Genomic DNA, 23743 nt, shown 5'->3' on the forward strand with positions numbered 1-23743 from the left:
CTCCAGTAAAAAGACGTTAGTTGGCGTCGTGCTTGCGCGCGACGAACAGGCTGGCGATACAACTGCCGGCAATGAGCACGGCGACGACGGTCAGCGACGCCTGCACCGGCATGTGATACCAGGGCATGATCAGCATCTTCGTGCCGATGAAGGTCAGCACCATCGCCAGGCCGTACTTCAGCAGGTGGAAACGATCGGCCATGTCGACGAGCAGGAAGTACAGGGCACGCAAGCCCAGGATCGCGAACAGGTTTGACGTGAAGACGATGAACGGGTCCGTCGTGATGGCGAAGATCGCCGGGATCGAGTCCACCGCGAAGATCAGGTCCGTCGCTTCGATCAGCAGCAGCACGAGGAACAGCGGCGTGACGTAGCGGAGCCCGTTTGCGGCCACGAAGAATTTCTCGCCATGGTCGCCTTCCGCCACGCGCAGGTGCTTGCGCGCGAAGCGCATCACGGGACTCTGCTTGACGTCCGGTTCCTTGTCGGCCGCGACCAGCATGCGCATGCCCGTCAGCAGCAGGAAGGCGCCGAACACGTACAGCACCCAGCTGAATTCGCTCACGACCCACGCGCCGGCGCCGATCATGACGGCGCGCATGACGATGGCGCCGAGGACGCCGTAGACGAGCACCCGGCGCTGGTATTGCTGGGGTACCTGGAAGGCGGTGAAGATCATCAGGAACACGAAGATGTTATCGACCGAGAGCGCCTTTTCGATGAGGTAGCCGGACAGGAATTCGAGCGCCTTCTGGTCGGCCACGTCGGCGCCGACCGTCGTCTTCAGGTACCACCACAGGCCGCCGTTGAACAGCAGCGCCATGCTGACCCATGCGATCGACCACAGGCCCGCTTCCTTCACGCCCACCTTGTGCGCCTTGTTGCCGCCGAACACGAACAAGTCCAGCGCGAGCATCACCAACACGAACCCGACGAAACCGGCCCACATCGGGCCGCTCGCAATAGTCTCGATTCCGTTCATCATCGCCCTCCGGTCATCGTTGCCGTTGATTTGAACGTTCACTATAGACGCCGGTTAAAGATCGGACTAATCGTGTTATCTTTCATCATTCATCGAATTTTTCGATGTATTCGAACGCCATGAGCTCACTCAACTACAAGCATTTGCGCTACTTCTGGATGGTGGCAAAGACGGGCAGCATCGCCACGGCCGCCGCGCAGCTCCACCTGACGCCACACGCGATCTCGGGGCAGCTGTCCGAGTTCGCGGCCACGCTGGGGGTGCAACTGTTCCGGCGCGCCGGGCGCAACCTCGAGTTGACGGAGGCCGGCCGGCGCATTGCCCGCTCGGCCGAACAGATTTTCACGGCCGGGGATGAATTGCTGGAACTCGTGCGGAACAGCCGGCTCGCGTCGCCGCAGCCGTTTCGCGTGGGCTGCGCCGATTCGGTCTCGAAACTCATCGCGTGCAGGCTCGTGGAGCCGGCCCTGAAGCTGGAGGAGCCGGTCAGGCTCGTATGCCGCGAAGGCCGCCTCGACAACCTGCTGGCCGACCTGGCCGTGCACCGTCTCGACCTCGTCATCGCGGACCGGACGATCCCCGCGCACTTCAGCGTGCGCGCCTACAACCACCTGCTGGGGGAAAGTTCGATGACGGCGTTCGCCACCGCCGACCTGGCGGCCCGGCTGGGGCCCGATTTTCCGGCGTGCCTAGACAATGCGCCGGTCCTGTTCCCCGGCGAGGATGTCGCGATCCGGGGCCGTCTGCTGCACTGGCTCGACAGCGCCGACATCCACGTCCGGGTCATCGGCGAGTTCGACGACAGCGCGATGATGCAGGCATTCGGCCAGTCGGGAGCAGGGGTGTTCTTCGCGCCGACGGTGATCGCGGCGCAGGTGTGCGACCAGTACCAGGTCGCCGCGCTCGGTACGGTCGATGCGGTGGTCGAGCAGGTCTACGCGATCACGACCGAACGGCGCATGAGCCATCCGGCCACGGTCGCGATCGGCGCGCTCGCGCGGGACATGCTGTTCAGGGCTTGATGTGCGGCTGGGTGGCGCCCGGGTTCAGGATCTGGTTAGTGTCGATCTGGTCCTTGTTGATCACCTGGGGTGTGCCGGTCTGGTGCCGGCGCGGCAGCATGCTGCCGGTGGGGGCTTCGCGGTCTTCGCGCGAGAGTTGCGGGCCGTCGCTGGTCGGCGCCGCGGCGCAGCCGGCCAGCACGCATGCCGCTGCGGCGGCGCTCAGGAGATGTTTCAGCATGCCTGGTAGTCCTTGGTTTTTTGGTTTGGGTCTCGCCAATATAGTCGCGATATCGCATGAAATCTGTCATCGATTTGTCGCCGCGGCCTCCGCAAGAATCCAGTCCCGCACTGCCGGCAGCGCGCGGCTGTCCGCGCCGGGCCGCGCCAGCAGCCAGTAGCCGTGATCGGTCGTCACGGGCGGCCGCGCCGTGGCCAGCGCGAGCTTGCCGTCCGCGAGCAGGTTGCCGACCAGCGCCAGGCGGCCGAGCGCGACGCCCTGTCCGGCCAGCGCCGCCTGCACCACCTGGTCGTACTGGTTGAAGAGCAGGCGGCCGTTGCCGGACGTCCCCGTCTTGTGGCCGGCGCCGCGCAGCCAGTGCTTCCACTGCAGCCAGGGCCGCGAACTGTCGTCGTAATCGATCAGCACATGCCGGCGCAACTGGGCCGGCTCCTCGATGGCAGTCACGCCCAGCGACGGGTGCGCCACGGGCACGAGGATCTCGCTGAATAGGCGGACCGCGCCGCCCGGCGCCGCCGCGTCGGGGCAATAGCGGAGGGCGAGGTCCATGCCGTCGCGCTCCAGGTCCATCACGCGATTGGTGGCGGCGACGCGCACGTCGATGTCGGGCGCTCCGCGCTGGAAGGCGCCCAGCCGGGGCAGCAGCCAGAGCGCGGTGACGCCGATGGTGGCCGTGATCGTGATGCACGGCCGCTCGGCGGGAGGACGCAGCGTACCGATCACGGACCCCAGCTGTTCCAGCATCGGATCGGCATTCCGGAACAGGTGCCGGCCCTCGGGCGTGAACTCGATGCTGCGATACCCGCGCACGAACAGGCGGCAGCCGAGGGTCGCTTCCAGTGCCTGGATCTGGCGGCTGACGGCGGACTGCACGATGCACAAGTCCTGCGCGGCCAGCGTGATGCTCATGCGGCGGCCCACTGCGACGAAGGTGCGCAGCAGATCCAGTGGCGGCAGGTCGATCAGGCGGTTCGGCATGGGCAGGTTCCTGACATGCCGATTCGGCATGCGATACGGTCATTTTAAACGTTTGAAGGGCACGCCGCGACAGCTTGTAATGAAGATTCTTCGCCACTTCATCCAAGGACCCAGCATGCATCCGGCCACCGTCGACGCGACACTCGAGTACCTGCAAAGCGCAGACCGCAAACCCGTCACCTGGATGCTCGCGCCGCCCGGCGGGCATGCATGGGACACCGGCGATTACGCATCCATGCCCGTGACGATCCGCGACGGCCGCGCCGCCGGCGATCCGCCCGCGCTCGACCGTGAAGGCTTCCAGCTGTGCAGCGCTCCGAGCGCGATGCCGTCGTTCGCCGGGCGCGACGCCATAGAGCGCGTGTACTACCGCGAGATGGAGGCACTGGCGCGCGCCGTCACCGGGGCCAGCCGCGCCATCGTGTTCGATCACCTCGTACGCCGGCGCGATCCCGGAATCCTGGCGCCGTTCGGCGCGCGCGACGGCCAGCGTCCCAGCAGCGCCACGCGCGTCCATTGCGACTTCACGCCGGCGTCGGCGCAGCGCAGGCTGGCGCTCGAGATGGAAGCGCACGGCATCCGGTCGGCCCCGCGCCACGCGATCGTCAATCTGTGGCGCACGACAAGGCTGCCGGTACTGGACGCGCCGCTGGCGGTCTGCGATGCGCGCACCGTGGCACGGTCGGATCTGGTGGCGGCGGACATCGTCTACCCGACCCGCACCGGCGAGATCTTCGAAGTGCTGCACAACCCGGCCCACGCGTGGACGTATTTTCCTGCGATGCGGTTCGACGAGGTGCTGGTGTTCAAGCAGTACGATTCCCTGGACGGCATGCCATGCTTTACGCCGCACGCCGCGTTCGCCCATCCGGACACGCCGCCCGGCACGCCGCCGCGCGAGAGCATCGAGATCCGCTGCCTTCTCATCTTCGACTGACAGGAGCCGTACATGCATACGATCGAATTCTGGTTCGACTTCGGCAGCAATTACAGCTACCTGGGCATGATGCGGATTCGTGGTCTCGCGGCCGCTGCGGGTGTGCGGGTGGTGCCCAGGCCATTCCTGCTCGGGCCGATCTTCAAGGCGCAGGGGTGGGAGACGTCGCCGTTCGTGCTGCAAGAGGCCAAGGGGCGCTATGTGTGGCGCGACATGGAGCGGCAGTGCGCAAAATACGGCTTGCGCTGGCGGCGCCCGTCCGTCTTTCCGCGCAACGGGCTGCTGGCGGCGCGGGTCGCGTTGCAGGGGGAGGGGACGGCGTGGGAATTCGCATTCTGCGAGCAGGTCATGCTGGCCAATTTCGCGGATGACCGGGACATCGGCGACGAGGCGGTCATCGGCGCCATTCTTGCCGGGCTTGACGTGGAGAGCCGTGCGGTCATCGAGGCGGCGCGGTCGGACGCGTGCAAGTCCGCACTCCATGCGCGCACGGCGGCGGCCCAGGCCCGCGGCATCTTCGGCGCGCCCACGTTCTTCGCGGGCGACGAGATGTTCTGGGGGAACGACCGGCTCGAGGACGCGCTACGGGAACAAGCGCTGCGCCACCGCCAGGACGAGCGCCAGGGCCGCGAGGGCAACCAGGACGCCGGCCCAGCCGGGGTGCCCGAAGTTGAGCGTCCAACCCATCATCGGCGTGGCCTTGGGGACCAGCAGGCGCGTGTCGCGCTTGCTGGAATACAGGCCGAGCGGGCCGCGCCAGGTCCAGTTGGCCGGATTACGCCATTCGATCTCATTGATGTCGTCCTGCTTCATCTCTGCCGCCCCGATCGGACAATTTCATTGGCACGATTGGCGGAAAACATGCGTTTCCGCGATTTTTGGCATTCGATCCATAGCATACAATCTCCCGCGACCGCTTGCATCATTCAACGTGCCAACAATAGGAACACCATGAAACTTGGGAAGTGCATTCTCGGGGCGACATTCGCCGCTGTCCTGGCGAACAGTGCCGCCGAGCCCGTACAGGCGCCTGCAAAGTCGACGTTCAACTGGACGTCGAGCGCACCGCTGATATCGCCTCAACCGGCTGCAGGCCAGACGATTTACGGTGTAAAAGACCCGTCGATCGTGTACGTGAACGGAAAATATCACGTGTTCATGACGACCGCCGGCTCCAAAGGCTGGGGGCTCGCGTACACGAGCTTCGGGAAATGGACGGAAGCGGCGTCGGCAAAGATCGTCCCGCTCGACAAATCCCCGATGGGCCCGGGTTACCGCGCCGCGCCGCAAGTATTCTATTTCGCGCCGCAGAAGAAATGGTATCTCGTCTACCAGGGCGGCGACCCGCTGTATTCGACGTCGGACGATATCGGCGATCCGATGTCGTGGAGCGCCCCGAAACCGTTCTTTTCCGTTGTTCCGGACATCATCAAGCCACCGCAAGGGCAGGGCTGGCTGGACTTCTGGGTGATCTGCGACGACAAGAAATGCTATCTGTTCAATACCGATGACCATGGGCGCTTGCTGCGCTCGGAAACGGGGTTGAGCGAGTTCCCGAACGGCTTCCGCAATACCGTCGCGGTGATCAGCGAAAAAACCGAGGATGTATTCGAGGCCAGCAATACATACCGGATCGCGAATTCGAATACGTACATCACGCTGGTGGAGGCAATCTCGCCGAAAGGGCGCTACTTCCGCATCTGGAAGAGCGATCGCCTGGACGGAAAATGGGAACCGTTTTCGTCCGCGCCGATGAATACATTCGCCGGTAGCGATAACGTCGAACCGCTGTGGTCCGAAGGCATCTCGCACGGTGAAATGATCCGGACGAATGCCGATCAGACGATGACGATCGATCCTTGCCGACCTCTCGAATATCTTTTCCAGGGCAATGACCCGAAAGTGCGCGTGGACGATTACATCAAGCTGCCGTATCGCCTTGGTGTCATCACCGCGAAAGGCGACAATCCGGTGAGCGCGCTCTGCCGCCGGTAGGGCTTCGACTACCCGCCCAAGTAACGCCGCTCGAACCGCGCACCCATCCGCGTCAGCACTTCGTAGCCGATCGTCCCGGCCTCCGCCGCGACGACGTCGACATGCTGGTGCGGCCCGAGCAGTTCGACGGTCATGCCCGGCTGCAGGCGCGCGTCCGGAATGCCGGTGACGTCCAGCGTGATGCTGTCCATCGACACGGTGCCCGCGACCGGCACGCGCACGCCGTCGATATACGCGCTGCCGCGGCCGGACAGGGCGCGCAGCCAGCCGTCCGCATAGCCGATGGCGATGGTGGCGATGCGGCGCGTACCCTCTGCCACATAGCGCGCGCCATAGCCGACGGCGGCGCCGGCTTCGATCGTCCGTACCTGCACGATGCGTGCGTCCAGCGATACGGCCTGGCGCAGCGGGTTCACACCGCCCGGCTGGGGATTGATGCCGTACAGCGCGGCGCCGGGGCGCGCGAGGCCGTAATGGAAATCGGGCCCGAGGAAGACGGCCGACGAATTCGCGAGGCTCGCGGGCATGGCGGGAAACTGCGCGCGGATGGCGTCGAAGCGCAGGCGCTGGTACTCGTTCATCGGGTGGTCCGGCACGTCCGCGCAGGCCAGGTGGCTCATCAGCAGGACCGGGTCGAACGCGGCGAGCCAGTCGCGCGGTTCGCCCAGCGCGGCGAGATCGGCGGGCGCGAGGCCCATGCGCGACATGCCGCTGTCGACCTGCACCGCGGCCGCGAGACGGCGGCCGACGCGTGCGCACAGGGCGCTCCATTCGCGCACCTGGCCCGGGTCGTTCAGCACCGGCGTCAAGCCGTGTGCGAGGAAGTCGGCGGCGGTACCGGGCGGCGGGCCATGCAGGACGTAGATGGTGCTGTCGGGCGGGACGATGTCGCGCAGGCCGATGCCTTCGTCGACGTGGGCCGTGAAGAACACGCGGCAGCCCGCGCGCACGAGCGCGGGCGCCACGCGCGCCATGCCGAGACCATAGGCATCGGCCTTCATCACGCCGGCGACGACGGCGCCGCCCGCGCGTTGCGCCAGCAGGCGGTAATTCGCCGCGATGGCGTCCAGGTCGATCGTCAGGACGGCGCCGGCACGGGCGGCGTGGGCCGGGGAGACGATGTGCGAGGGATGGGCGACCGCGTTCATGCCTTGGCCAGCTCCGCGCGCACGTTCGCGGTCCGGGTGCCGGCATAGCGGAACACGGCCAGGTCGTCGGCGTGGATGGCCGGGACCTTGCCGCTCACCAGGTCGGCGATGACGCTGGCCGAGCCGCACGCCATCGTCCAGCCCAGCGTGCCGTGGCCCGTGTTGAGGAACAGGTTCTTCAGCGGCGTCGCGCCCACGATCGGGGTGCTGTCCGGCGTCATCGGACGCAGGCCCGTCCAGAACGTGGCGCGCGCCACGTCGCCGCCGCCCGGGAACAGGTCGTTGACGACGAGTTCCAGCGTCTCGCGCCGGCGCGGATTCAACACCTTGCTGTAGCCCGCGATCTCTGCCATGCCGCCGACGCGGATGCGGTCGTCGAAGCGGGTCACGGCAATCTTGTAGGTCTCGTCGAGGATCGTGGAGACCGGTGCCCTGGCCGCATCGACGATCGGCACGGTGATCGAATAGCCCTTGAGCGGATAGACCGGGACGCGGAATTGATCCTTCAGCAGCAGGCGCGAATAGCTGCCCAGTGCCAGCACGTAGCGGTCCGCCGTCACCCGGCCTCGCTCCTGTCCTTTCCTCGTCTGCACGCCAACGATCTGGCCATTGGCGATGTCGAGGCGCTCGATCGCGGTGTCGAACTGGAAGCGCACGCCGAGGTCGCGCGCCATCTGCGCGAGGCGCGTCGTGAACAGCTGGCAGTCGCCCGTCTCGTCGTTCGGCAGGCGCAGGCCGCCGACCAGCTTGTTGCGCACGTTGCCGAGTGCCGGCTCGGCCAGTGCGAGCTGTTCGCGGCCCAGCACTTCGAATGCCACGCCGGCTTCCTTGAGCACCTCGATGTCCTTCGCGGCGCCGTCGAACTGGGCCTGCGTGCGGAACAGCTGCAAGGTGCCCTGCTGGCGGCCTTCGTAGGCAATGCCCGTCTCGGCACGGAGCGCACGGATGCGATCGCGGCTATATTCTGCCAGGCGTACCATGCGTTCCTTGTTGACGGCGTAGCGGCCGGCGTCGCAGTTCCGGTACATCTCCCACATCCACTGGAGCTGGAACAGGGAGCCGTCAGGCTGGATCGCCAGCGGCGCGTGGCGCTGGAACAGCCATTTGAACGCCTTCAGCGGAATGCCCGGCGCCGCCCACGGCGACGCATAGCCCGGCGAGATCTGGCCTGCGTTGGCGAAGCTGGTTTCGAGGGCCGGACCCGGTTGACGGTCGATCACGGTAACGTCGTGGCCGGCCTTGGCCAGGTAATAAGCGGTGGTCACGCCGACCACGCCGCTGCCGAGTACGATGACGCGCATAGTTTTCCTTGTGTCTCTGTTATTCTAGAATTAGAAGATGTTTTTATTGTAGTGGTAGGAATGCGATAATTGTTTCGGTTTGCCATTAACTTTTCAGTGAAAAATCATGCGCGTGCAAAAAGACTCGAACCGTGTGCTGGACCGCATCGACCTGCACATCCTCTCCATCCTGCAGGACGACGGCCGCATCGTGATGAAGGACCTGGCCGAGCGCGTCGGCCTGTCGCTGACGCCGTGCATCGAGCGGGTCAAGCGCATGGAGCGCGACGGCGTCATCGCCGGCTACCATGCGCGTGTGGCGCCGCGGGCGCTGGGGCTGCAGGTCCTCGTGTTCGTGGAAATCACGCTGCGCCAGAAGTCGGAGCAGGCGTTCGAGCGCTTCCGCCGGGCGATGCTGGCGATTCCCGAGGTGATGGAATGCCACCTCGTGTCCGGCGATTTCGACTACCTGATCAAGGCGCGCATTCCGGAAATGACGGAGTACCGGAGATTACTGGGCGAGATCCTGCATGTGGCGGACGGCGGCCAGTCGAAGAGTTATGTCGTGATGGAAGAGGTCAAGGAGACGCTGGCCGTGTCGATCGCGCGCTAGTCGCCGTCGCGCAGCCACGACTTCGACCTGGAGCGGGCCACGATGGGGCTTTCCACCGGCGTGGTGGCGATGAAATCGCGCTCCACCTGGCGTGGATCCGCGTGCGGCTTCGCGGGCTTGGCCGACATATAGGACGTCACCCCGACCGCGCAGCGATAGATGACCGCGGCCCCGGCAATGATGATCGCGCTGACCGTGATCGCCAGGCCGTCCGGCCGGCCGGCCACGACCAGGATGCAGGCCACGACGATGAGGTCGAGACAGACCAGATAGTTGAAGCGGGCGGGGCTATCAGAATCGTTTCTTTTTACCGACATACTAACTTCCGGGGAAACTTGCGGTGACGCGATGCTGGCGCGCCGCAATCAATGGAACCCCGGTATACTAACATTTCCACATGGAAATATCAGTACTCGGCATGGCGTCACGTGCTGGACGCTGAACCAGGTGGTCAAACCCGGGTCAGCGACAAGTACGGCGTTTCATTCCGCCCGATACAGCGGCAACGCCAGCTTCACCGGCCGCACGTCCATCCGCACCCGGTACACGGAATAGGTATCGGCCCGGTTCGACGTCCAGCCCTCGCTCTCCGGCGTGCGCGTAAAAGTGAATTCGAAGCCGCGGTCGGCCGCGGCGCCGGCCGGGTCGCCGAACGCGATGCCCGTTGCGCGGGCCTGGTCGCTGTCGCACAGCTTCATCAGCAGGTCGGCGACGGCCGTGTTGCCGAGGATGTCGGCGGCGAACAGCGGGCCCCGGTACGACGGGTCGGCCGGGTCGACTCTTTCCTTGTCCGGACCGGGCGTGAAGCGGCCGCTGGCCGGGTCGTAGCGGTCGCCGCTGTCGAGGTAGCTGATGCGGGCACCCGTGACGTTGAAGCCGGTGCGCGCGGCATCCACGCTGGCCTGGCCGAGGTCGAGCAGCAGCGCGCCCTTGTAGCCGATGACGGCGATCGACCGGTCCGGTGCGACGACGGCCGCCGTGTTCTCGTCGATGCCGAGGCCGAGTTTGTAGTGCTTGGCGAGCATCGCGGGCAGCATGCGGGCGAAGCGGCCGCGGATCAGCAAATGCTGGTCGACGAACACCTCGTCGCCGATGAAGCCGAGGCCCGGCGCGATGTCGCGGCCGTCCGTGATGCCGTCGCGCAGCGTGGGCAGCGGGGCGCGGCCTTCGTAGAACATCGTCTTGCTCATGATGGCGGCGCCGGCGCTCGTGCCCGCGATGACGCCGCCGCGCCGGTACAGGTCCCACAGCGCGTCCAGCACGGCGCTGTTGCCGCCGTCGGCGTGGCGCAGCGCGGCCGTGATGCGGCCCTGGTCGCCGCCCGTGAAGAACGCGCCCCCGGCCGACCGCACGCTGGCCGCCAGTTGCGGGTCGTCGGCGGCGCGGCGCGCGTCGGTACCGGCCAGCCCGGCGGCCAGCGGTACGACGAACGGGCGGGCGCCGTAGCTGGCCGAGGATCTCGGCCGTCAGGCGGCCGGAGCGCTCCGGGTTGCCGGCCGCCGTCGGGAACACGGCGATGCGCGCGCCGCGGCCGCCGGCAAGCTCGACGATCTTCTTCCACACGGGGGCGTTGTCGGCCCGCAGCGCGCCGCCCGCGATCACGAGCGAGCCCTTCGCGGCGCCCGCGGGTGCCTGCGCGTCCGCGCGCGCGGCGGCCGGCGCCAGGCCGAGGCTCAGTACGAAAGCGAGGGGCAGGGTCGGAAAACGGATCGCCATGGGGGTCGTCTCGATGCGGATGGGAATAGGAAGCATGATACCCGTGCCCGGCCTTGCGGCCAAAGCCGGTATCATCGGGGTATGCATTCAGACTGGAGCCAGTATGTTGATCGTGACCCACAGCGGTAAATTCCACGCGGACGACGCGTGGGCGGTAGCCGTGCTGCTGTTGTTGTATCCGGACGCGGAGCTCGTCCGCACGCGCGACCCCGCCATCATCGCGCGGGCCGACGTCGCCATCGACGTGGGCGGCGAGTGGAACCCGGCCGCGGGCCGCTTCGACCACCACCAGAAGGGCTTCGACGGCGCCCGCGTCAGCGGCGTACCCTATGCCAGCGCCGGCCTCGTGTGGCGCGAATACGGCGCGCGCTGCGTGGCGCTGCTGGCCGAACGGCACGCGGGCTACAGATTGTCGGAGGAGGGCGCCCAGCAGATGGCGTATGCGATCGATGCGGACGTCGTGCAATACCTCGACCTCTCCGACGTGGGCGCGGCCCGCAACGCGCCGGGCAGCTATGGCCTGTCCGCGATCGTCTCCGGCTTCAACCCGAACTGGCTCGACGAGCAGCGGCTCGGCTATGGCCCGGCCGCCGAGGCCTACCGCGACGAGCAGTTCCGGCGCGTGCTGGGCCTGCTCACGGACCTGATGATCAATGCGGTCAAGTACCGCATCGGTGCGCAGCTCGCCGTGGATCAGGTGCGGCATGCCGAGGTGCTCGAAGGCGGCCGCGTGCTGTACCTGAAAAATGCCGCACTGCCGTGGACGGCCATCGTGCGCAAGGAGATGCCGAAGGTGCTGTTCGTCATCAGCTACAGCCTGGCCGAGCAGCGCCACATGATCCACACGGTGCCCGTCAGCGCCGAAAGCTTCGACGCGCGCGCCGACCTGCCGGCCGCCTGGGCGGGCCTGCGCGATGCCGACCTGGCCGCCGTCACGGGTGTGCCGGATGCCGGTTTCTGCCACAACGGCCGCTTCATCGCCGCCGCGAAGTCGTTCGAAGGCATTCTCCAGATGGCGCGGCAGGCGCTGCGGGAAGTGGATGCGCAGGCCTCGACAGCGTGATCAGCCGTTACGATTTCATCAAACGTGTGTGGTTTTTTGGTGCGAAATCACTAAAATGTGACGGAGATTCTTGCTGGTCTTTATACCGACACGCGGTTCGCGTCTAGAATTTCCCAAAAGAATCAACCTTTTTGGGATGGGACATGAAATCGGTTCAGCAGGAAGTCGACGAGCGCAGCAACCTCACGGGCACGAACAAATTCGAGCTTTTGCTTTTCCGTCTCGGCGGCGACGCCAGCGGGGAGCACAGCGAGCTGTTCGGCATTAACGTCTTCAAGATCCGCGAGATCGTCGCCATGCCGACGATCACCAAGGTGGCCGGCGCGCCCGATCACGTCCTGGGCGTGGTCAACCTGCGCGGCCAGATCATCCAGGTCCTCGACTTGCCGGGCATCGCCGGCGTCACGCCCAAGACCGGCCTGAACATCATGCTGGTGACGGAATTCGCGCGCACCACGCAGGCGTTCGCCGTCGAGAGCGTGGAAGAAATCGTGCGCCTCGACTGGACGCAGGTGATGTCGGCCGAGAAGAGCGCCGGCAGCGGCATGGTCACGAGCATCGCGCGCCTGGAAGCGGTGGACGGCCAGCCGGCCCGCCTGGCCCAGGTACTCGACGTCGAGACGATCCTGCGCAACCTGAATCCGGAAGCGCAGACCGAGAACATCGAACATGCCGTCGGCGCCAAGATGAAGCTGAAGCCGGGCGCCGTGATCCTGGCCGCGGACGATTCCGTCGTCGCGCGCGCGCTGATCGAGCAGGGCCTCGACGCGATGGGCCTCCCGTTCGTGATGACGAAGAGCGGCAAGGAATGCTGGGACCAGCTGAACCATATCGCCGCCGCGGCGGAAGCCGAGGGCAAGACCGTGCACGACAAGGTCGCCCTCGTACTGACCGACCTCGAGATGCCGGAAATGGATGGCTTCACCCTGACCCGCAACATCAAGTCGAACGCGCGCTTCGGCAACATGCCGGTCGTGATCCACTCGTCGCTGTCCGGCACGACGAACGAGGAACACGTCAAGAACGTCCGCGCCGACGCCTACGTCGCCAAGTTCTCGGCCGAGGACCTGTCGCGCACCCTGCGCACGCTGCTGCGCCAGTAATTCCTCGTTCACGCGGCGCCGGCATCGCCGCCGGCACCGTGCTGCATCGCCCTTCTGAGTTGTTGTCGGGCAACATCTTCAAGCTGAGTGCGTGGGTTTTGTCCTACAGCAATAGTCATGGTGCATAATGACAGCTCAGGATGCTGTTTCCCACCTTTTCAGAATCCCATGCCACACCCGACATCCTTTATCGCGAGCATCTGGACCACGGATACGGAAGGCGTGTGCACGTCGGTCGTCGACCACGGGCCCGGTGCGCTGCCGCCGTTCGCCGTCGCGACGCGCCTGCAGGACTGGGTACGGTTGTACGCTGCAGACACGCAGCCGGCGGACCGCGTCGCGGATGCGCTGGCGCGGTCCGCGCCATTCCACTGTGACGTCGACATCCCGTGCGCGGACGGCCGCGTGCGCCGGATCGTCGTGTCCGGCCTGCCGCGCATGGAGGCGGGAGGCCGGATCGCCGGCTGGTCCGGCGCCTTCGCCGACGTCACGGAGCAGAAAGCCACCCTCGACCGCGCGCTGCGCAGCGAGGCGGAGCATCGCCTCATCGTCGACCACAGCATGGACCTGATCGCGCACTGCGGCGTGGATGGCCGCTACATCCACGTGTCGCCGTCGTACACGACCGTCGTGGGCTGGGACGCGGCGCAGTTGGTGGGGCGCAGCGTCCTCGAATTCCTCCATCCGGACGACCAGGCGCCCACCGGCGCTGCGCTCGCGCGCCTCCTCGCCGGTGAAGACATCGCCGACGTGCTCGTGGTGCGCAAGCGGCACCGCGACGGCCATTACGTCGAGCTGGGCTCCAAGGTGCGCAAAGTGACGGATCCGGTCACGGGCACCGTGTTCGGCGCCGTGCTCGTATCGCGCGACATCACACGTGAAAGGCAGATGTTGCACCGCGTCGAGGACGCGCATGCGCGCTTGCGCACGATCCTGGAAAGCATCGAGGACGGCTTCTTCTCGGTGAACCGCAACTGGGAGATCACGTACGCCAACACGCTGGCCGAGGTGTTCGTCGGCGTCGAGCCTGGCACCTCGGGCGGCAGGGTGTTGTGGGACGTCGCGAACGACCTGGACGGCACCGAGACCAGCGTCATCTACCGGCGGGCAATGGCGACGCGTGCGAACGCGGCGTTCGAAACCTTCTACGAACCGGAAGGCGTCTGGCTCAGCGTGCGCGTGTATGCGCACGACGAGGGCCTGTCGGTCTTCTTCCACGACATCACCGACCGCAAGCGCGCGGAGGAGCGGCTGGAGCAGCTGGCCACGCGCGACGACCTCACGGGCCTGCCCAACCGCGCGTGGCTGAACGGCCATCTGCGGTCGATGCTGGGCCAGGCGCGCGGCCAGGCGGAAACCACCGTGCTGTTCATCGACCTGAACCGCTTCAAGGAAGTCAACGATTCACTGGGCCACGCGGCCGGCGACCATCTGCTGCGCCAGGTGGGCCAGCGCCTGCAGTCGTGCCTGCGTCCGGGCGACGTCGTGGCGCGGCTGGGCGGCGACGAATTCGTCGTGGCGGCCCATTGCGCGGGCCGCGGCGCCGCCGCCGGCATCGCGCAGCGGCTGCTGGAGACCCTGACCAATCCCTTCCACATCGACGGGCTGGAGATGTGCGTGGGCGCGTCGATCGGCATCAGCCTGTCGGGCCAGGACGGGGCCACGCCCGAACTGCTGTTCCAGAACGCGGACACGGCGATGTACAAGGCGAAGGCGCTGGGCGCGAGCTCGTACCAGTTCTTCGAGCCGGAGATGAGCGTGGAAGCGCGCCGCCGCCTGCAGGTCGAGGCGGCGCTGCGGCGCGCGCTGGAGCTGGGCCAGTTCGAACTGTATTACCAGCCGCGCATCGACGTGCGCACGTGGCGCCTGCGCGGCGTGGAAGTCCTGCTGCGCTGGAAACATCCCGAACTGGGGCAAGTGTCGCCGCTCGAATTCATCCCGATCGCGGAAGAGCGCGGCCACATCGAGGCGATCGGCCGCTGGGCGCTGCGCGAGGCCTGCCGTGTCGGCAAGCGCCTGTCCGACCAATATGGCACGCAGTTGCACGTGTCGGTGAACGTGTCGGCGCGCCAGCTGCGGTCGGCGGAGCTCGTGGCCGACGTCGAACAGGCTTTGCGCGAAACGGGTTTCGCGCCGCGCGCGCTGGAACTGGAGCTGACGGAGAGCGCGCTGATCGACGACATCGACCAGTCCGTCGACGTGCTCCACCGCCTCAAGCGCCTGGGCGTGAAGCTGGCGCTGGACGATTTCGGCACCGGTTATTCGAGCCTGTCGTACCTGAAGCGCTTCCCCGTCGACGTGCTGAAACTGGACCGCTCGTTCTTCCTGGAAGAGTGCCCCAATGGCGACGAATTCGTCGCGGCCCTCGTCCACATGGCGCACGCGCTCGGCCTGACCGTGGTCGCGGAAGGCATCGAGACGGAAGAGGTGATGGAGACGCTGCGCGGCTGCCGCTGCGACGAAGCCCAGGGCTATCTGTTCGCGCGGCCGATGGCGCTGGCGGAGTTCGACAAATTCCTGCAATGCGAGGTGCCGGGCGTGCTGGCCGCCTGACACCTCGCGCTTGTGTCAGCGCGCGTAGCTCGGCTTCTTCGGGTCGTACTGCCAGCCGGGCACGAGGTAGCGCATCGCCATCGCGTCGTCGCGCGCGCCGCCCGCGACCTTCTTGTACAACTCGTGCGCTGCGAGGATGCGTTCCATGTCGGGCTGGATGCCCAGGCCCGGCGCGTCCGGCACCGCGACCTGGCCGCCCACGATCTGCAGCGGTTCCGTCGTCAGGCGCTCGCGGCCTTCCTGCCAGATCCAGTGCGTGTCGATGGCCGTGATGTCGCCCGGCGCCGCGGCGGCGCAGTGCGTGAACATCGCGAGCGACACGTCGAAGTGGTTGTTCGAGTGCGAACCCCACGTCAGGCCCCAGTCGTGGCACAGTTGCGCGAGGCGCACGGAGCCCTGCATGGTCCAGAAGTGCGGGTCGGCCAGCGGGATGTCGACGGCACCCAGCAGGTGCGAGTGCGCCATCTGGCGCCAGTCGGTCGCGACCATGTTCGTCGCCGTGCGGATGCCCGTGGCGCGCTTGAATTCTGCCATGATCTCGCGCCCGGAATAACCGCCCTCCGGTCCGCAAGGGTCTTCCGCATACGACAGCACGTGGCCCTGGCCCTTGCAGGCGGCGATCGCTTCCGCCAGCGACCAGGCGCCGTTCGGGTCCAGCGTCGCGCGCGCATCCGGGAAGCGCCGCTTGATGGCGGCCACCGCCGCGATCTCGTCTTCCGGCCGCATCACGCCGCCTTTCAGCTTGAAGTCGCGGAAGCCGTACTTGTCGACGGCGGCCGATGCCAGGTCGGCGATCTGCTCGGGGCTCAACGCTTCCTCGTCGCGCACCTTGTACCAGCCGTCCTTCGCCGCCTCGCCTTCGTACGGCAGGTCCGTCTGCGTGCGGTCGCCGATGTAGAACAGGTACGCCAGCATCGTCACGTGCGTGCGCTGCTGGCCGTCGCCGAGCAGTTCGCACAGCGGCACCGCGAGGTGCTGGCCCAGCAGGTCCAGCAGCGCCGCTTCCACGGCCGTCACCACGTTTTCCAGGCGCAGGTTGATCTCGTGCGGCTGCTTCATGACCGCTTCCTCGGCGCGCGACGTCACCTGGTGGCTCACGCCGGAAATCGCCGCGCGCAGCACGTTCAGGGTGCGGTTGTAGCGCGCCACTTCGGTGCCCGTCACCAGCGGCACGAGCCGCTCCAGCGCGCGCAGGATGCCGTTCGAGCCGGGCACCTCGCCCATGCCGGTGTTGCCGGCGCTGTCTTTCAGCAGGACGAGGATACGGGTGAAGTAGGGCGCGTGGGCGCCGCACAGGTTCAGCAGCATGCTGTCGCGGCCGGCCACGGGGATCACCTGCATTTCGGTGATGATCGGGCTGGCGGCGCGCTGGATAAGGGGCATTTTTGGGTCTCCTGGTGATGTCGGGCATATAAAAAAAATATATCTCGTTGCCCGTAACATTGATCTAAACTAGAATGGTAGCGCAACCATTTCCCCAGTGTGAAGGAATAACGATGTCGCGTCAATCGATTCTGGCAGCCAGCCTCCTGTGTCTCTCTCTCGGCGGCTGTGCCGCCATCGCCGTCCAAACCCCCGCCGGCGAACACTGGGTCGCCTCGTGGGGCAGTGCCCAACTCGTGCCGGAAGGCCAGAACGAACTGCCCGCCGCGCAGTGGCAGGACGCCAGCCTGCGCCAGATCGTGAGGGTGTCGCTGAGCGGCGACCAGCTGCGCGTGAAGCTCACCAACGCGTTCGGCACGGCGCCGCTCGTGATCGACGCCGGCAGCGTCGCGCTGGCGCGCGCGCCCGGCAAGGCCGACGTCGACGGCGCCAGCCTGCGCCCGCTGCGTTTCGGCGGCGCCGCGTCCGTGACCATCCCCGCCGGCGCGGAATACGTGAGCGACCCGATCGACCTGCCGCATGCGGCGGGCGCCGATCTCGCCATCTCGCTGCATTTCGCCCAGGCGCCGGCGCGCCAGACGGGCCACCCGGGCGCCCGGGCGACGAGCTTCCGCGTGCCCGGCAACCAGGTCCAGGCCGCGAACTGGCCGCAGGCCGACACCTTTACGCGCTGGTACCAGATCACGGGCGTCGAAGTGCCGGCCCGTGCCGGGGCGCACACGGTCGTCGCGATCGGCGACTCGATCACGGACGGCTACGGCGTGAATCCGGATACGTATGCGCGCTGGACGGACGGCCTCGCGACCCGCCTGCGCGCCGCGGGAATGACGAACGTCGGTGTCGTCAACGCGGGCATCGGCGGCGGCCGCATGCTGCGCGACGGCCTGGGCCCGAACCTCGTGTCCCGCTTCGATCGCGACGTGCTGGCGCGGCCGGGCGTCTCGCACGCCATCGTCATGATCGGCGTGAACGACTTCGGCGTGCAGCACCGGAACAAGGAAGACACGCCGGCGGCGCGCGCGGCCCTGCTGGACGACCTGAAACAGGCCTACCGCCAGATCGTCGCGCGCGCCCATCTGCGGGGCGTGTGCGTGCTGGGCGCGACGATCACCCCGTACGGCGGCAGCGGCTATTACGCGCCGGGTGCGGACAACGAGGCGGACCGCCTCGCCTACAACCAGTGGATCCGTACCGCGGGCGTCGTCGACGGCGTCGTCGACTTCGACGCGGCGCTGCGCGATCCGGCGAAACCGGACCACCTGTTGAAGACCCTGGACAACGACGGCCTGCATCCGTCGACCGCCGGCTACAAGGCGATGGCGGACGCGGTGCCGCTGGAACAACTCAAGACGTGCCGCATCGCGCGCTGAAACCACCTATAAAAACATCAGGAGACTTATGAGATCACTCGTCGCCGCCGCCATGCTGGCGCTCGCGGCCGCACAGCCGGCATGGGCGCTGGGAGAGCGCCCCTTCGTCACGTTCGAAGCCGGCAAGGATGCCGTCGTACTCGCGCGGTCCGGCCAGGCCGCGCGCATCCTCGTGGACCCGAACGAATTCAAGGGCGTGCGCCGCGCGGCGGCCGACCTGCAGGCGGACATCGAACGCGTGTCCGGCATCCGGCCCGCGCTGCTGGCGTCGGCCGGCGCCGTGGCGAAGGGTTCGGATGTCGTCATCGTCGGCACGCTCGGCCAAAGCGCGCTGATCGACCGCCTCGCGCGCGAGAACAAGATCGATGCGAAGGCCGTGCGCGGGAAATGGGAAGGCTATCTCGTGCAGACGGTGCGCAATCCGCTGCCGGGCGTGGCGCGTGCGCTCGTCGTCGCGGGCAGCGACCGCCGCGGCACGATCTTCGGGCTGTACACGGTGTCCGAGCAGATCGGCGTCTCGCCATGGAACTGGTGGGCCGACGTCGCGCCCGCGAAGCACGACGTGCTCGCCGTGGCGGCCGGCACGCGCGTGGCCGACGCGCCCGTCGTGCGCTACCGCGGCATCTTCCTGAACGACGAGGCGCCCGCTTTGTCCGGCTGGGCCAAGGAAAAATTCGGCGGCTTCAACCACAAGTTCTATGGCAAGTTGTTCGAGCTGATCCTGCGCATGCGCGGCAACTACCTGTGGCCCGCCATGTGGGGCAATGCGTTCTACGACGACGATCCGGAGAACGGCCCGCTGGCCGACGAGATGGGCATCGTGATGGGCACGTCGCACCACGAACCGCTGATGCGCGCCCACGCGGAGTGGAAAAAGTACGGCAAGGGTCCGTGGGACTACAGCCGCAACGAACAGGTGCTGCGCGAATTCTGGCAGCAGGGGCTGGACCGCGCGAAGGACTACGACAAGGTCATCACCCTCGGCATGCGCGGCGACGGCGACGAGCCGATGTCCGAGGAATCGAACGTCGCGCTGCTGCAGCGGATCGTGGCCGACCAGCGCGCGATGATCGCGAAGACGACCGGGAAACCGCTGCCGCAGGTACCGCAGGTGTGGGCGCTGTACAAGGAAGTCCAGGAGTATTACGAGAAGGGCATGCGCGTGCCGGATGACGTCACGCTGCTCTGGTGCGACGACAACTGGGGCAATATCCGCCGCCTGCCGACCGCCGAAGAACGCAAGCGCAGCGGCGGCGCCGGCATCTACTACCACTTCGATTACGTGGGCGGCCCGCGCTCGTACAAGTGGATCAACGTGACGCCGCTGCCGAAGGTGTGGGAACAGATGCACCTCGCGTGGCGCCTCGGCGCGGACCGGCTGTGGGTCGTGAACGTGGGCGACCTCAAGCCGATGGAAGTGCCGACGGAATTCTTCCTCACCTATGCGTGGAACCCGGCCGCGTGGCCCGCGTCGCGTCTGCCCGAGTACCTGAAGCTGTGGGCGACGCGTGAATTCGGTGCCGCTCAGTCACCTGACCTTGCCGCGGAAATCGCCGACATCGTGGAGACCTACGCCCGCTACAACGGGCGCCGCCGGCCGGAACAGCTGGAGCCGGGCACGTACAGCGCGACGAACTACCGCGAGTCCGAGCGCATCGTCGCCGACTGGCGCGACCTCGCCGCGCGTGTCGAGCGGGTGAAGGCGAAGCTGGCGCCGGCGCAGAAGGACGCGTTCTTCCAGCTCGTCGAGCATCCCGTGCGCGCATCGGGCACGCTGGGCGAACTGTATGCGACGGTGCAGGCGAATCGCCTCCACGCGCAGCAGGGCCGCGCCGACACGAACGACCTCGCGGCGCGGGCGCGCGACCTGTTCGCGCAGGACGCCGCGATCTCGCGCGAGTACCACACGATCAATGGCGGCAAGTGGAACCACATGATGGCGCAGACGCACATCGGCTACACGAGCTGGCGCGATCCCGCAACGAACATCATGCCCGGGGTGCGCGAGATCGCGCTGCCGGCCGCGCCGGCGCTGGGCGTCGCGGTGGAGGGCAGCGAGGCCGTCTGGCCGGCGGCGAAGGACCTGCGCCTGCCCGCGTTCGAACCGTTCGACAAGGCGAACCGCTACATCGAGGTCTTCGACCGCGGCGCCGCGCCGGTGGCCTGGACCGCGCGTGCCGAGCAGCCGTGGATCGTGCTGGGCGAATCGTCCGGCACGACGGACAAGTCGAAGCGGATCACCGTCGACGTGCGCTGGGACCAGGTGCCGGCGGGCGCGACGTCCGGCCGCGTGCTGGTGACCGGTCCGGATGGCCAGCGGGCCGCCGTGGAAGTCCCGCTGCGCCACGCGGACCAGCGCGGTACGAAGGTCGCCGGCTTCGTGGAGACGGGCGGCACGGTCGCCATCGAGGCGGAACACTATAGCCGCGCGCTGGCCCCTGCCGGGCGCGAATGGCTGCGCGTACCGGGCCTGGGCCGCACGCTGTCCGGCATGACCACGCTGCCGGTGGACGCGCCCGCGCTGGCGCCGGCGGACGGCATGCGGCTCGAGTACGACGTCTACCTGTTCGAACCGGGCAAGGTGAACGTGCAGGCGACGCTGGCGCCCACGCTGAAATTCCGGCCGGGAGCGGGTTTCCGCTATGCCGTCTCCATCGACGACGAGGCGCCGCGCATCGTCGACGTGCATGCGGATGCATCGCTGCAGCATTGGGAGAAGATCGTCACGGACGGCGTCGCGCAGTTCACGACGGCGCACGAGGTGAAGGCGCCGGGACGCCACACGCTGAAATTCTGGGCGCTGGATCCGGGACTCGTGCTGCAACGCGTCGTGATCGACGCGGGCGGTCTGAAGCCGAGCTATCTCGGCCCGCAGGAAAGCCCGCTGGTCAAGGCTGATTAATCGGAATGGGCGACGCGCAGCCCGCCCTTGCGGTCGGGCAGCCACACTTCGGCGAGGTCGGAGCTGACGTCGAAGAAGCCCAGTTCGTGCTTTGCCGCCAGGCGGTGCACGGCTTCCCAGGCCGCGTCGATCCGGTCCCAGTCGAGGAACGACATGTAGATGACCGTCTTGCCGACGGTGTAGTCGGTGCCGGTTTCAGGGTCCTCGGCGCCGGCCGGTGCGGGCGGGAACTCGGCCGCAAGCGCCGCGTAAAAGGCTTGCAGCGCGGGTGTGGCCACCCGCGGGTCGTCGTAGCCGTGGTCCTCCGCCCATTCTGTCTGTTGCTCGTACCAGTCGAGGAAGGCGGGCCGTTTGGCCGGGGCGGCGTCGGGGGCGAACACCATCAGGTCGAAACTCATCGTACGGTTCTCTCAAGGCGGTTCATTGGTCAGGCATGACGATACACGCCGCCCGCGTGTGGTGCAAATGCCGAAAATCCGGCAGTCCCTTAGCGAAGCTGGTTCCGGCGGTGCAAAAAAGATAATATGCTGAGCCTGCCATAGCCAGCCGTTCCGAACCCACCGCCCATTGGAGCCTACATGACTTCCACGCTGAAATCCAAGGCCGCCCCTGCATTGCTCGCCCGCTCTTTGCTCGCCATCGCTGCGCTGCTCGCCGCCGAGGCGGCGCACGCCGGTCCCAAATATACGTACAGCTACGTGGGCAACCCGGCCGCGCCCGTACGTGCAAAACCGGTGTCGTGCTGGCAGGCGGTCTGTACGCCGTCCGTCGTGCTGATGGGCGGCGGCTACGACGTGGCCGAGGCGTTCCGCTGGATGATCGCGCAGGCCGGCATCACGAGGGCCACCGGCGGCCGCTTCGTCATCCTCCGCGCGACGGGCAGCGATGCGTACAACCCGTACGTCTACAGCCGCCTCGGCACGGTCGATACGACGACGAGCCGCAATTACGAGATGGTCGGCGGCCTCGATCTGGGCGTGACCTCGGTGGAGACCCTCGTGATCCCGAGCCGCACCGCGGCCGCGGATCCGTTCGTGCTGGACGTGATCTCGAAAGCGAGTGCCATCTTCATCGCCGGCGGCGACCAGGCCGATTATTACCAGTACTGGCAAAGCACGCCGCTGGCTGCCGCGCTGCAGCGCGCCGTCGACGCGGGCATCCCGATCGGCGGCACGAGCGCCGGCAATGCGATGCTGGGCCAGTATGCGTTCGCGGCGTTGAACGACACCGTCACGTCGGACGAGGCGCTGGCCAATCCGTTCAACCGCTACATGACGATCGATCCGCTCAACACGTCGTCCGGCAAATTCATCCAGACGGGGAGCTTCATCAGCATCTCAGGCCTGGAAAAGACGATCACCGACGACCACTTCAATACGCGCGACCGCCTGGGCCGGCTGATCGGCTTCGTCTCGCGCATCGGCGACGGCTGCCCCGGCGGCGTCGAGCGGTTCGACCAGGTGCTGGGCATCGGCGTCGACGAGGAGACGGCCGTGCTTGTGTCCGGGCCGCGCGGCAGCGTCAAGGCGCAGATGGTCGCCAATCCGTACAACCAGGAAAACACGACGGCACCGTACGCGCCGCAGAACTCCGCTTACTTCACGAAGCTCGCGCGCACGCCGGCGCAGTGCGCCGCGAAGAAGACGCTGGACATCAACAGCGGCGTGCAGGTCTACCGCCTGAGCGCGCAGGTGGCGCAGCCGTCCCCGTATCCGTCGGCGCCGCAGTACAGCTTCAGGACGAACGCGACGTTCAACCTGTCGAGCTGGACGCAGCAGACGCCGACGACCTATGCCGACGGCTCGTCGCTGAATGGTCCGTTCGTGTACGGCACCGCGGGCGGCGCGATCCTGGGCACCCAGGTCCGCTGATGCCCGTGCGCCCGCCCGTCGCAATCGATCCGGACGAGGTCGAGTTCAGCGCGATCCGTGCGCAGGGGCCGGGCGGGCAGAACGTGAACAAGGTGTCGAATGCGGTGCAGGCGCGCTTCGACATCGGCGCCTCCTCGCTGCCTTCGGACGTGAAGGAGCGCCTGCGCGCGCTGCCGGACGCGCGCATCACGCGCGACGGCGTCGTCGTCATCAAGGCGCAGTCCGCGCGCAGCCTCGAGCGCAACCGCGCGGACGCGCTGGCGCGGTTGCAGGCGCTCGTCGACGCGGCGGCCGTCGTGCCGCTCGTGCGCCGGGCCACGCGGCCCACGCTCGGTTCGCAGCGGCGCCGGCTCGAATCGAAGGCCGGCCGGGGCCAGGTGAAGGCCTTGCGCGGCAAGGTGCGCGAGTAGCGGCCTATATCGAACTCCGTATTTGCCATACGAAGATGGCATATCTCCGTGATAGCGGTTAACAATCACTGTTGGCACAATTGACTGCGCCTAGCACCGTCTCTACGATGAAATCGGTTACATAAAAATAAGAATGCGGCGTTGACGCCCCGGATGCCGTATGCGGATACGGTTGTCGCGGTCCGCTTCAAGCGGGG

Annotated in this window: 20 protein-coding genes; 11 read left to right on the forward strand and 9 right to left on the reverse strand. The window is 67.1% G+C overall.

What is annotated here, in order from left to right; all coding sequences use genetic code 11:
- Positions 1 to 16 precede the first annotated feature (16 nt).
- Positions 17 to 982: a TerC family protein gene (locus ACEN9G_RS27385; RefSeq protein WP_413343527.1), complete on the reverse strand. Its 966-nt coding sequence runs from the start codon at positions 980 to 982 to the stop codon at positions 17 to 19.
- A 119-nt stretch (positions 983 to 1101) separates the two neighbouring features.
- Here ACEN9G_RS27385 and nhaR point away from each other — a divergent pair, with 119 nt between their 5' ends.
- Positions 1102 to 2004, forward strand: coding sequence for a transcriptional activator NhaR (nhaR, locus tag ACEN9G_RS27390; RefSeq protein WP_413343525.1), 903 nt, complete (start codon positions 1102 to 1104; stop codon positions 2002 to 2004).
- Here nhaR and ACEN9G_RS27395 read toward each other — a convergent pair.
- Together ACEN9G_RS27395 and ACEN9G_RS27400 are read right to left on the reverse strand one after the other, a co-directional pair.
- Entirely contained in the window at positions 1994 to 2224 is a 231-nt protein-coding gene (locus ACEN9G_RS27395) for a hypothetical protein (protein ID WP_483127278.1), read from the reverse strand. The genes nhaR and ACEN9G_RS27395 overlap by 11 nt on opposite strands.
- 66 nt (positions 2225 to 2290) lie before the next feature.
- Positions 2291 to 3202 (reverse strand): LysR substrate-binding domain-containing protein, encoded by a 912-nt coding sequence (locus ACEN9G_RS27400; RefSeq protein ID WP_483127279.1) that lies wholly within the window; start codon positions 3200 to 3202, stop codon positions 2291 to 2293.
- 115 nt (positions 3203 to 3317) lie between these two features.
- Between ACEN9G_RS27400 and ACEN9G_RS27405 the strand changes: the two genes are divergently transcribed.
- Both ACEN9G_RS27405 and ACEN9G_RS27410 read left to right on the forward strand, forming a co-directional pair.
- Entirely contained in the window at positions 3318 to 4139 is an 822-nt protein-coding gene (locus tag ACEN9G_RS27405) for a CmcJ/NvfI family oxidoreductase (RefSeq protein WP_413344270.1), read from the forward strand.
- 12 nt (positions 4140 to 4151) lie between these two features.
- Positions 4152 to 6134, forward strand: a complete 1983-nt coding sequence (locus tag ACEN9G_RS27410; RefSeq protein WP_413344268.1) for a non-reducing end alpha-L-arabinofuranosidase family hydrolase — start codon at positions 4152 to 4154, stop codon at positions 6132 to 6134.
- 8 nt (positions 6135 to 6142) lie between these two features.
- On the opposite strand, the gene alr is transcribed toward ACEN9G_RS27410, so the two are convergent.
- Positions 6143 to 7282 carry an alanine racemase gene (gene alr, locus ACEN9G_RS27415; RefSeq protein WP_483127280.1) on the reverse strand — a complete coding sequence of 380 codons (1140 nt, stop codon included), beginning with the start codon at positions 7280 to 7282 and terminating at the stop codon, positions 6143 to 6145.
- Positions 7279 to 8583, reverse strand: coding sequence for a D-amino acid dehydrogenase (locus ACEN9G_RS27420; protein ID WP_483127281.1), 1305 nt, complete (start codon positions 8581 to 8583; stop codon positions 7279 to 7281). Before ACEN9G_RS27420 ends, alr begins: the two co-directional genes overlap by 4 nt.
- Positions 8584 to 8689: 106 nt before the next feature.
- On the opposite strand from ACEN9G_RS27420, the gene ACEN9G_RS27425 reads away from it, so the two are divergent.
- The gene (locus ACEN9G_RS27425; RefSeq protein ID WP_160410490.1) at positions 8690 to 9175 is read left to right on the forward strand and encodes an Lrp/AsnC ligand binding domain-containing protein; all 486 of its coding nucleotides are present in this window, start codon (positions 8690 to 8692) and stop codon (positions 9173 to 9175) included.
- Here the strand turns inward: ACEN9G_RS27425 and ACEN9G_RS27430 are convergent.
- Together ACEN9G_RS27430 and ACEN9G_RS27435 are read right to left on the reverse strand one after the other, a co-directional pair.
- Positions 9172 to 9492 (reverse strand): hypothetical protein, encoded by a 321-nt coding sequence (locus ACEN9G_RS27430; RefSeq protein WP_413344828.1) that lies wholly within the window; start codon positions 9490 to 9492, stop codon positions 9172 to 9174. The two genes, ACEN9G_RS27425 and ACEN9G_RS27430, sit on opposite strands and share 4 nt — an antisense overlap.
- A 165-nt stretch (positions 9493 to 9657) precedes the next feature.
- Positions 9658 to 10527, reverse strand: coding sequence for a cyanophycinase (locus ACEN9G_RS27435; RefSeq protein WP_495605484.1), 870 nt, complete (start codon positions 10525 to 10527; stop codon positions 9658 to 9660).
- 467 nt (positions 10528 to 10994) lie between these two features.
- Here ACEN9G_RS27435 and ACEN9G_RS27440 point away from each other — a divergent pair, with 467 nt between their 5' ends.
- The 3 genes from ACEN9G_RS27440 to ACEN9G_RS27450 all read left to right on the forward strand — a co-directional run bounded on the left by ACEN9G_RS27440 (position 10995) and on the right by ACEN9G_RS27450 (position 15610).
- Entirely contained in the window at positions 10995 to 11954 is a 960-nt protein-coding gene (locus ACEN9G_RS27440) for an MYG1 family protein (RefSeq protein WP_413344464.1), read from the forward strand.
- A 143-nt stretch (positions 11955 to 12097) separates the two neighbouring features.
- A complete protein-coding gene (locus ACEN9G_RS27445) occupies positions 12098 to 13057 on the forward strand; it encodes a chemotaxis protein (RefSeq protein WP_413344462.1) in 960 nt (319 codons plus the stop codon).
- Positions 13058 to 13225: 168 nt separating this feature from the next.
- A complete protein-coding gene (locus ACEN9G_RS27450) occupies positions 13226 to 15610 on the forward strand; it encodes a putative bifunctional diguanylate cyclase/phosphodiesterase (protein ID WP_483127283.1) in 2385 nt (794 codons plus the stop codon).
- Positions 15611 to 15625: 15 nt separating this feature from the next.
- On the opposite strand, the gene ACEN9G_RS27455 is transcribed toward ACEN9G_RS27450, so the two are convergent.
- Positions 15626 to 16993: an enolase C-terminal domain-like protein gene (locus tag ACEN9G_RS27455; protein WP_413345188.1), complete on the reverse strand. Its 1368-nt coding sequence runs from the start codon at positions 16991 to 16993 to the stop codon at positions 15626 to 15628.
- A gap of 113 nt (positions 16994 to 17106) precedes the next feature.
- Here ACEN9G_RS27455 and ACEN9G_RS27460 point away from each other — a divergent pair, with 113 nt between their 5' ends.
- Both ACEN9G_RS27460 and ACEN9G_RS27465 read left to right on the forward strand, forming a co-directional pair.
- A complete protein-coding gene (locus ACEN9G_RS27460; protein ID WP_483127284.1) occupies positions 17107 to 18363 on the forward strand; it encodes an SGNH/GDSL hydrolase family protein in 1257 nt (418 codons plus the stop codon).
- Positions 18364 to 18391: 28 nt separating this feature from the next.
- Entirely contained in the window at positions 18392 to 21265 is a 2874-nt protein-coding gene (locus tag ACEN9G_RS27465; RefSeq protein WP_483127285.1) for a glycosyl hydrolase 115 family protein, read from the forward strand.
- On the opposite strand, the gene ACEN9G_RS27470 is transcribed toward ACEN9G_RS27465, so the two are convergent.
- Positions 21262 to 21663, reverse strand: coding sequence for a hypothetical protein (locus tag ACEN9G_RS27470; protein ID WP_413344959.1), 402 nt, complete (start codon positions 21661 to 21663; stop codon positions 21262 to 21264). The two genes, ACEN9G_RS27465 and ACEN9G_RS27470, sit on opposite strands and share 4 nt — an antisense overlap.
- Positions 21664 to 21843: 180 nt before the next feature.
- Between ACEN9G_RS27470 and ACEN9G_RS27475 the strand changes: the two genes are divergently transcribed.
- Positions 21844 to 23136, forward strand: a complete 1293-nt coding sequence (locus ACEN9G_RS27475) for a cyanophycinase (RefSeq protein ID WP_413344957.1) — start codon at positions 21844 to 21846, stop codon at positions 23134 to 23136.
- A complete protein-coding gene (gene arfB, locus ACEN9G_RS27480) occupies positions 23136 to 23546 on the forward strand; it encodes an alternative ribosome rescue aminoacyl-tRNA hydrolase ArfB (RefSeq protein WP_483127286.1) in 411 nt (136 codons plus the stop codon). Before ACEN9G_RS27475 ends, arfB begins: the two co-directional genes overlap by 1 nt.
- The last annotated feature ends 197 nt before the right edge of the window (positions 23547 to 23743 follow it).

Source organism: Massilia sp. Masssp94 (assembly GCF_059491305.1).